The 7,590-nt window shown below is 37.6% G+C and carries 8 protein-coding genes; 7 read left to right on the forward strand and 1 reads right to left on the reverse strand.

Going from position 1 to position 7,590, the window contains the following annotated elements; genetic code table 11:
- The first annotated feature begins 246 nt into the window (after positions 1-246).
- From ribA to RQ763_RS06970, 5 genes are read left to right on the forward strand one after another with little or no spacing between them, the layout of a single operon-like run.
- On the forward strand, positions 247-810 hold the full coding sequence (gene ribA, locus RQ763_RS06950; protein ID WP_314151977.1) for a GTP cyclohydrolase II: 564 nt from the start codon (positions 247-249) through the stop codon (positions 808-810).
- Between the two features lie 15 nt (positions 811-825).
- Entirely contained in the window at positions 826-1,407 is a 582-nt protein-coding gene (gene rsmG, locus RQ763_RS06955; RefSeq protein WP_314151978.1) for a 16S rRNA (guanine(527)-N(7))-methyltransferase RsmG, read from the forward strand.
- A complete protein-coding gene (locus RQ763_RS06960; RefSeq protein ID WP_294929422.1) occupies positions 1,404-1,634 on the forward strand; it encodes a PP0621 family protein in 231 nt (76 codons plus the stop codon). The genes rsmG and RQ763_RS06960 overlap by 4 nt, the downstream gene beginning before the upstream one ends.
- A complete protein-coding gene (locus tag RQ763_RS06965) occupies positions 1,631-2,026 on the forward strand; it encodes a hypothetical protein (RefSeq protein WP_314151980.1) in 396 nt (131 codons plus the stop codon). The genes RQ763_RS06960 and RQ763_RS06965 overlap by 4 nt, the downstream gene beginning before the upstream one ends.
- Before the next feature lie 28 nt (positions 2,027-2,054).
- Entirely contained in the window at positions 2,055-4,031 is a 1,977-nt protein-coding gene (locus RQ763_RS06970) for an EAL domain-containing protein (protein WP_314151982.1), read from the forward strand.
- On the opposite strand, the gene RQ763_RS06975 is transcribed toward RQ763_RS06970, so the two are convergent.
- Positions 4,024-5,043, reverse strand: a complete 1,020-nt coding sequence (locus RQ763_RS06975; RefSeq protein ID WP_314151983.1) for an alanine racemase — start codon at positions 5,041-5,043, stop codon at positions 4,024-4,026. The two genes, RQ763_RS06970 and RQ763_RS06975, sit on opposite strands and share 8 nt — an antisense overlap.
- Positions 5,044-5,059: 16 nt before the next feature.
- Here RQ763_RS06975 and RQ763_RS06980 point away from each other — a divergent pair, with 16 nt between their 5' ends.
- Together RQ763_RS06980 and RQ763_RS06985 are read left to right on the forward strand one after the other, a co-directional pair.
- Complete coding sequence (locus tag RQ763_RS06980; RefSeq protein WP_314151985.1) at positions 5,060-6,055, forward strand: agmatine deiminase family protein; 996 nt, start codon at positions 5,060-5,062, stop codon at positions 6,053-6,055.
- A 184-nt stretch (positions 6,056-6,239) separates the two neighbouring features.
- Positions 6,240-7,590 (forward strand): TonB-dependent receptor (locus RQ763_RS06985; RefSeq protein ID WP_314151987.1); only part of this gene is annotated, 1,351 nt, incomplete at its 3' end.

The raw sequence follows: 7,590 nt of genomic DNA on the forward strand, positions 1-7,590 counted from the left end.
CTTTGAAACATTATTAAACCTTTTTAGCTATAATTTTGAAAATATTTTACCGTTTTAAACCCTAATTATACAATAGCTATTTCTAAAAATCGTTTATGCTTGTGCTTAAGTGGCGCTTAGTAAAAATTTTAAGCCACCTTATTGGTGGGTTAAATTTTTAATGAATGTATCTTGAGTGCAATGATGAATGATTTTTTTAATCTCCTATTGCATAATTTGGGTTGAAGTAAAAACAGGGCATTTTAATTGAATATAAAAATTTCAGAAATAGCAAATTTACCGACAGAATTCGGTGATTTTAAAGTTCAGGTCTTCAAAGAGGGTCACAAAGAGCATCTTGTCATTTTCAAAGAGAAGCTAGAGGAAATTCCCGTAGTAAGAGTACATTCGGAGTGTCTAACCGGCGATGCAATAGGCAGCCTGAAGTGTGACTGCGGAGCACAGTTAGAGTACGCTCTCATTATGGCTTCAAAAACGAACGGAATGGTTATCTACCTAAGACAAGAGGGAAGAAACATAGGACTCTTAAACAAGATAAACGCCTATGCGCTGCAGGACGTGGGACTTAACACCATAGAAGCAAACCATCAACTTGGGTTTGGAGCAGATGAAAGAACTTATGAGATGGTGACTTTTATACTGCACCACTTCAATATAGACAAGATTAAACTCTTAACGAACAACCCAGACAAAATAAAATCGATCAGTGATATTGAGATAGTAGAGCGCATTCCTATCATCATGAAATCAAACCCTCACAATGAAGCATATTTAAACGTAAAAAAAGAGGGTATGGGGCACCTGCTTTAAAAAAAGGATACATTTTTGAATTTAAAATCACTGCTCCTAGAGCAAAAGATTACGTTGCCTGATAACTTTTTTGATAATATTGCCAAATATAAAGAGCACCTTTTTAAGTGGAACAAAGTCCACAACCTAACGGGTGCCAGAGATGAAAAAACCGTAGATAAGTTTATCTATGACTCAATCTTTCCTATAACCTTTTTGCCAAAGTGCAAAAATCTTCTTGATATCGGCACAGGGGCGGGTTTTCCAGGGTTAATCCTAGCCATGGGGCTTCCGGATACTGAAGTTACGCTTGTTGAACCTCTGGCAAAGAGAGCAAGTTTTTTGCAGTTTATCAAGGCGAATTTGAATCTTTCAAATGTTCGCGTTGTTAAAAAAAGAGTCGAAGAGATGCCGAGTGAAATCTTTGATCTTGTAACCTCAAGAGCTGTTACCGATACAGAGATGCTTTTAAAGTTGAGCGAGAACTTTAGAGATAAAAACTCAAAACTTCTTTTTTATAAAGGAGAGAGAGTGTATGATGAAGTCTCACAAAATATAAAACACAGAGTAATAAAAACAGAAAATAGACACTATTTGCTTATTGGGGAAGATGTATGATACTAAAAATTTTACTGGTAGTGGGCGTTATTGCGTTCGTCTACTTTATGTTTATCAAAAAAAGACCGACTATAGCAGAGTCAAAAGATGAGCAAAAAAAAGAGAAACCACAAAGTAGTGAGATGGTGGAGTGCCCATCATGCGGCGTCTACTGCTCACTGGATGATGCGATTTTAAGCAGCGGCAAATACTACTGCTCAAAAGAGTGTGTGGAGAAGAAAAGTTGATATTTTTTGGACATAGATTTTTAAAAAATGAAACTCTCTACCACGTCTTTGACATAGACTCAATTCTCCACACTCCGCCCTCTTCGACCATCTATGTAGAGTTTGATGAAAAAAACCTAGATATCATCAATCACGCCGTGCTAAACTCCGTTAAAATTGCCATATTTGCAAAAAATATAAGAGAGGTACTTTATGCATCTTCTCTTGGCGCTTCATATATCGTAGTAGAAAAAGAGCTTGCAAAGAGTGCTCAAAACATAGCAGAGAACTATCTTTTTGACGCAAAAATATTGGCTCTTACAGAAGATGAAGATGAGATTGAGGAGCTTGCTCTTCTGGGTGTTGATGGAGCAATCTTCTCTAACGCAATTATAAAAATTTCATCTTTATGATACAAAAATACTAAATACGGGAGGAGTTGTGAAAAGTTTTTTAAATGACAAAATTTTAAAGACTATCCCCGTTGTATTTTTAATCGTTATTCTGCTTAAAATTACCTACTCTTACTTTGAGGCAAAAGAGAGGGAGTACGAATTTGCAAAAAAAGAGGCTGAAGTTTTAAACAGCTATGCAATTGAAAGCAGATACTACTACCAGAAGCTTTTTTTAAACGGCAATCTTGAGATAAACGAAAAGACTCTTCCTGCACTTCCTGCTTTTAGTTCTCCCATAATATCTGAAAATTTTTCTAAAAATAATCCTCTTAACATAAGCGTAAGAACAGTCTCAGACAGAGCTAGAAATGCTAAAAACCAAGCAGATAAAGATGAGCTAAAAGCTATAGAGTTTTTCAAAAAAAACAGAGATGAGACTGCCTACTTTAGTGATGAAAACGGCAAGCTTTACCAATATGCAACCGTTTTAAAAGTTGAGGATGCCTGTTTAAAATGCCACGGAAAGAGAGGAGACGCTCCACTTCACATACAAAATCTTTACAAAAACGCTTATGATTATAAAGTTGATGAAGTAAGAGGGATTATAAGCATCCAGATTCCTACAGAAAACTTAAACAAGTACTTCTATGAGAATTTCTTCAGGTCTGCGCTGTTTGATTCCGCCCTTTTCCTGCTACTGTTTTTAAGCGTTTTATATCTTGTAAAACAGTCAAAAAAGATAAACATTGCTCTTGAAGAGAAGGTAGCAGAGAAGACAAAAGAGTTAAAAGACTCTTTTTTATATGACAGACTGACTCATCTCCCAAACAGACTGAAACTTATAGAAGATATTTCACAAAACAAAAATGGCAAATCACTCCACCTTGCACTCATTAATATAGATACTTTTAAAGATATAAATGATCTCTATGGCTATGACGTAGGTGATGAGATTCTTATCCAAGTATCAAAACGCGTTAGAGAGGTTTGCAAAGATTCAAACTTTGTTTATAAGTTGCCAAATGATGAGTTTGCAATATTTAAAACCATCCAGATAAGCGATGAAGAGTTTTTTGCTATGATTAAAAAAACGCTTAGTGTAATAAGCGAGACAAAGTTTTTCGTAGCGGAGCAGTCAATATTTATAACATTTAGCTGTGGGATTGCCTCAAATCAAGAGTCACTTTTAATCAAAACAAACACTGCTCTTCAAATCGCTAAAAAACACTCAAAAAGCATAGTTGTCTACAATGACTCACTTGATGCAAAAGAGCAGATTATAAAAAATATGGATGCTCTTTTAATCCTTAAAAAAGCCATAAAATACGACCTCATAACTCCATACTACCAACCCATCTATAACACTAGAACAAAAAAGATAGATAAGTATGAGGCACTTGCAAGAATTATAACAAGCAGCGGTGAAATTATCGCACCTTTTGTCTTTTTGGATATTGCAGTAAAGTCGAAACTATATCCTGAGATAACAAAAGCCATAATTACAAAATCGTTTGAGTTTTTTAGAGATAAAAATTTAGAATTCTCCATAAATCTCTCTATTGTTGATATTCAAAGTAGAGAAATAATGAAATTTATCTTGAGCAAGATTCAAGAGTTTAGCCAGCCTCAAAGAGTGGTTTTTGAAATTCTTGAAAGCGACAAAATTGATGACTATGAAGAGATAAAAGGTTTTATAAAAGAGGTTAAAAAGTATGGCTGCAAAGTGGCGATTGATGATTTTGGAAGCGGCTACTCCAACTTTTCTCATATTTTAGAGCTAAATGTTGATTATCTAAAAATTGATTCATCGCTCGTAAAATTCGTTACCACCGATGAAAACTCAAGAGTTATAGTAAAAACCATTATAAACTTCGCTTCCAATCTAGGGCTTAAAACAATTGCCGAGTTTGTAGAAGACAAAGATTCTCTAGAACTTTTAGAGAAGATGGGAGTCGATTTTATTCAAGGATATTACATCGGAAAACCACAGAGCGGACTAAATAGCGATTTTGAATCTATATAACCGTTCTTTTAATCTCCGGTTTTAGAGCGGTTAAAACTTCATAGCTGATTGTTTTTGCATACTTTGCCACCACTCTAGCATCACTGAAGACCAAAAGCTTCTCTTCGCAGCTGGCAAAAGTGCTATTGTCCATCGATATTCTGCCAAGAAGCTCGATACCCTCAGGCGTCTTGTACCCCTCTTTTGCGCAACATCTCAAAAAACCATCCCCATAACCAAACTCATAGTTGCCTATAATGCAATCAGATGCAGCGGTATACTCTCCGCCGTAACCTACTCTCTCCCCCGCCTTTAACTCTCTTTGAGATATTTTATCTGCCCAAAGAGATAAAACAGGCTTGAACTTCTCCACATGTAGCGCTTCTGGCAGCTCTAAGCATCCATAAGCCGCTATGCCGACCCTTGCCATGTCCTCATCAAAACTCTTATGTCGAAAGAGAGAGGCGGAGTTAGAGGAGTGAAACCGAAGCGTGCCAAAACCGTACTTTTGAGAGAGTCTTTGTGACTCCTCTTTTACTGTTTTAAAGTTCTCTTTTTGCCAAAACCACTCGCTTGTAAGCTCATCGGCGCTTCTGTGGTGGGTAAAGACCGCTTCAAGAGCCAGTTTTGCACCTTTTATTTTCACAAAAGCCTCTTCAAGCTCATTTATGTCTATGCCGTTGCGGTGCATTCCGGTATCTACTTTTAACTCAACCCTGCAGCCCTGAGGGAATCTCTCTATGCTGTTTATATCATTGATTGTATATCTTATTTTATCGCTCTTTGAGAGAGGAATCTCTGCCAAGACTAAGATATATTCAAAAAAATCGCAGACTGCCTCAGCCTCTTTTGCTGTGCGCACCACCGCTTTTTTGACTCCGCCCTCTTTTGCCAAAGATGCCATCTCCAAAAGTCCATGTCCGTACGCATTATCTTTCAAAACAAGAGCTATTTTATCTCTTCCTTTGGTACTTTTAGCGATAATGTCGAGATTATTAAAAAAATTGTTTTTATTTAAAATTATGTAAGCCATAAGGGAATTATAGCAAATGAGAAGACTAATTGCAGAGTTTGAAGAACAGAGTTTTACACAAATTATATTTCCTCATGAAAATAGCGACTGGGCTCCATATCTGCAGGAGGCAGAAGATACTTTTGTAAACATAATTAACGAGATTACAAAGTATCAGGAGTGCCTAGTTGTATGCAACAGTGTAGAGAGCGTAAAGAGCAAACTTAAAAACACTCAAAACCTCTACTTTGTGGAGTATGAAACGAACGACACATGGGTCAGAGACTGCTCTGCTCTTTGCATCGAAGATGACAACACTACCAAAATGCTCGATTTTACCTTTAGCGGATGGGGCGGAAAGTTTGAGGCTTCAAAAGACAATACTATGAGCGCAGCGATTAAAAGATGCTATGACAAAGAGCTCAAAAAGATTGAGCTCGTATTAGAGGGCGGCGCTATTGAGAGCAACGGAATCGACACTATCCTTACAACCTCGGCGTGCATGTTAAACAAGAACAGAAATGCCTCTCTAAATAAAGAGCTGATGACAAAAAGGCTTCAAAGCGAGTTTGGAATGAGCAGGATTTTATATCTAAACCATGGCTACCTAGCAGGTGATGATACCGACTCCCATATTGATACTTTGGCTAGATTTATCGACGAAAAAAGCATCATGTATGTTCAGTGCAAAGATGAGAGCGATGAGCACTTTCATGAGCTCAAACTGATGGAAGATGAGCTAAATGTATTCTCAAAAGAGTACGGATTTAGACTTATAGCACTTCCGATGACAGATGCATGTTACTTTGATGGAGAGAGACTTCCTGCAACATACGCAAACTTTTTGTTTGTAAACGGCGCTGTATTAGTCCCTACATACGGCGTTAAACAAGATGAAGAGGCATTAGAGATTTTTAGAAAAACATTCCCTACAAAAGATATTGTAGGCATCAACTGCTTCTCACTCATCAAACAGCACGGCTCACTTCACTGCGTCACTATGAACTTTGCTCGCGGAGTCCTCCTCAGCTAGGATGGCGAATCCGCTATACATCAAATAAGCTCCAAGGCTTAACCCCAAGACTATTAAAACTACTCTTTTTATCTTATCTATTTTACTCATGTCGCAATTTTAACATACAAAATAGTAAAAATTTAACATATTTGTAACATTATATTTATATAATAAATTAATTTTAAAAATTAAGGTTGATTATATGATAAACAGAAAAATCATTTCGCTATCGTTAATAACGGCAGCTCTTTTAAGTGCCAATGAGATACAGCTCCCTAAGATAAGCGTTGAATCCACAACAATCACAGAAGTGAGCCAAAATGCTCAAGTATCTGCAGACTTGGCTCAGGCTTTAAGTTCGAGTGTACCTAGTATCGACATGAACAGAAGAAGCGGTATTGCTAACGACATCTATATCCGTGGTCAAAAAAGAGATAACATCTCTGTTGATGTTGACGGTACGAAAGTTTGCGGTGCGTGTGTAAATAGAATGGATCCTCCTATCTCGCATATTGTGACAAACCAGATCGAAGAGGTAGAGGTCATCGAGGGACCTTATGATGTTGAGAACTTCGGAACTCTTAGCGGCGGCGTAAAGATAACGACAAAAGAGCCAACAAAAGAGCTTAAAGGAGAGGTAAACTTCGGTCTTGGAAGCTGGGGCTATAAAAAGATAGGTGCAAGTGTGAGTGGGGGAACAGATAGAGTGCGCGCGCTTCTTAGCTTTTCACATGAGTCAAGCGGGCAATATGAAGATGGCGACGGAAATACGATCGCCGAGCAGCTTGACAAGGCTATTTTAGAGGGTTTGGCTCCTGGTACAACCGCTTATCAAACAAAATATAAAGACATTGATGCCTACACAAAAAAGAGTGTTATGTCTAAAATTTACATCAAAACTCTTGAAGATCAGGAACTTCGTCTAAGCTATACGGGAAACAGAAGCGATGATGTACTTTACGGAAACTCTAAAATGGACGCTGCGTACGATGACTCAAATATCTACAGCATTGAGTACAACATTGACAACTTGACAAACAACTACAAAACTCTAAACATACAGTACTACTACTCAGACGTTGACCATCCAATGGATACAAAATTTAGAGTCTCTGGTAAAACAAATTATCAAACAAACCATCTCAAAACATCTATGCAAGGAGTAAAGCTCAAAAACAGCTTTGAGTTAGACTCTTATAAGTTTTTACTAGGACTCGATGGAAGCAGAAGAACGTGGGAGGGTGAAAAATATGCCACAGACGCAACTACGGGAATTGAGGGCGCACACTCAGAGAGTCTTACACACACACAAACAGAAAACAAAGCTATCTTTGCAAAAGCAGAGAAGAGTTTTGGCGATTTAAAAATAGAGACGGGTGCAAGATTTGACTCAACTGAGATAACACCGGATGATCCAAGCAAAAGCGAAAATGACTACAGTGCGCTTAGCGCAAACATCATCACTACCTATGCGCTTAGTGCGCAAAACAAAATCTTTTTGGGTATTGGCTCATCATCACGTGTTCCAGATGCAAGAGAGCTCTATCTTGATA

Origin of the sequence: Sulfurimonas sp. (genome assembly GCF_032250635.1) — a bacterium.
Classification (GTDB): domain Bacteria; phylum Campylobacterota; class Campylobacteria; order Campylobacterales; family Sulfurimonadaceae; genus Sulfurimonas.

Excerpts from the sequence above, each read along its gene's own strand:
- RQ763_RS06960 (WP_294929422.1), top strand. The coding sequence starts at position 1,404 with ATGATACTAAAAATTTTACTGGTAGTGGGCGTTATTGCGTTCGTCTAC.
- RQ763_RS06975 (WP_314151983.1), bottom strand. The coding sequence starts at position 5,043 with ATGGCTTACATAATTTTAAATAAAAACAATTTTTTTAATAATCTCGAC.
- RQ763_RS06980 (WP_314151985.1), top strand. The coding sequence starts at position 5,060 with ATGAGAAGACTAATTGCAGAGTTTGAAGAACAGAGTTTTACACAAATT.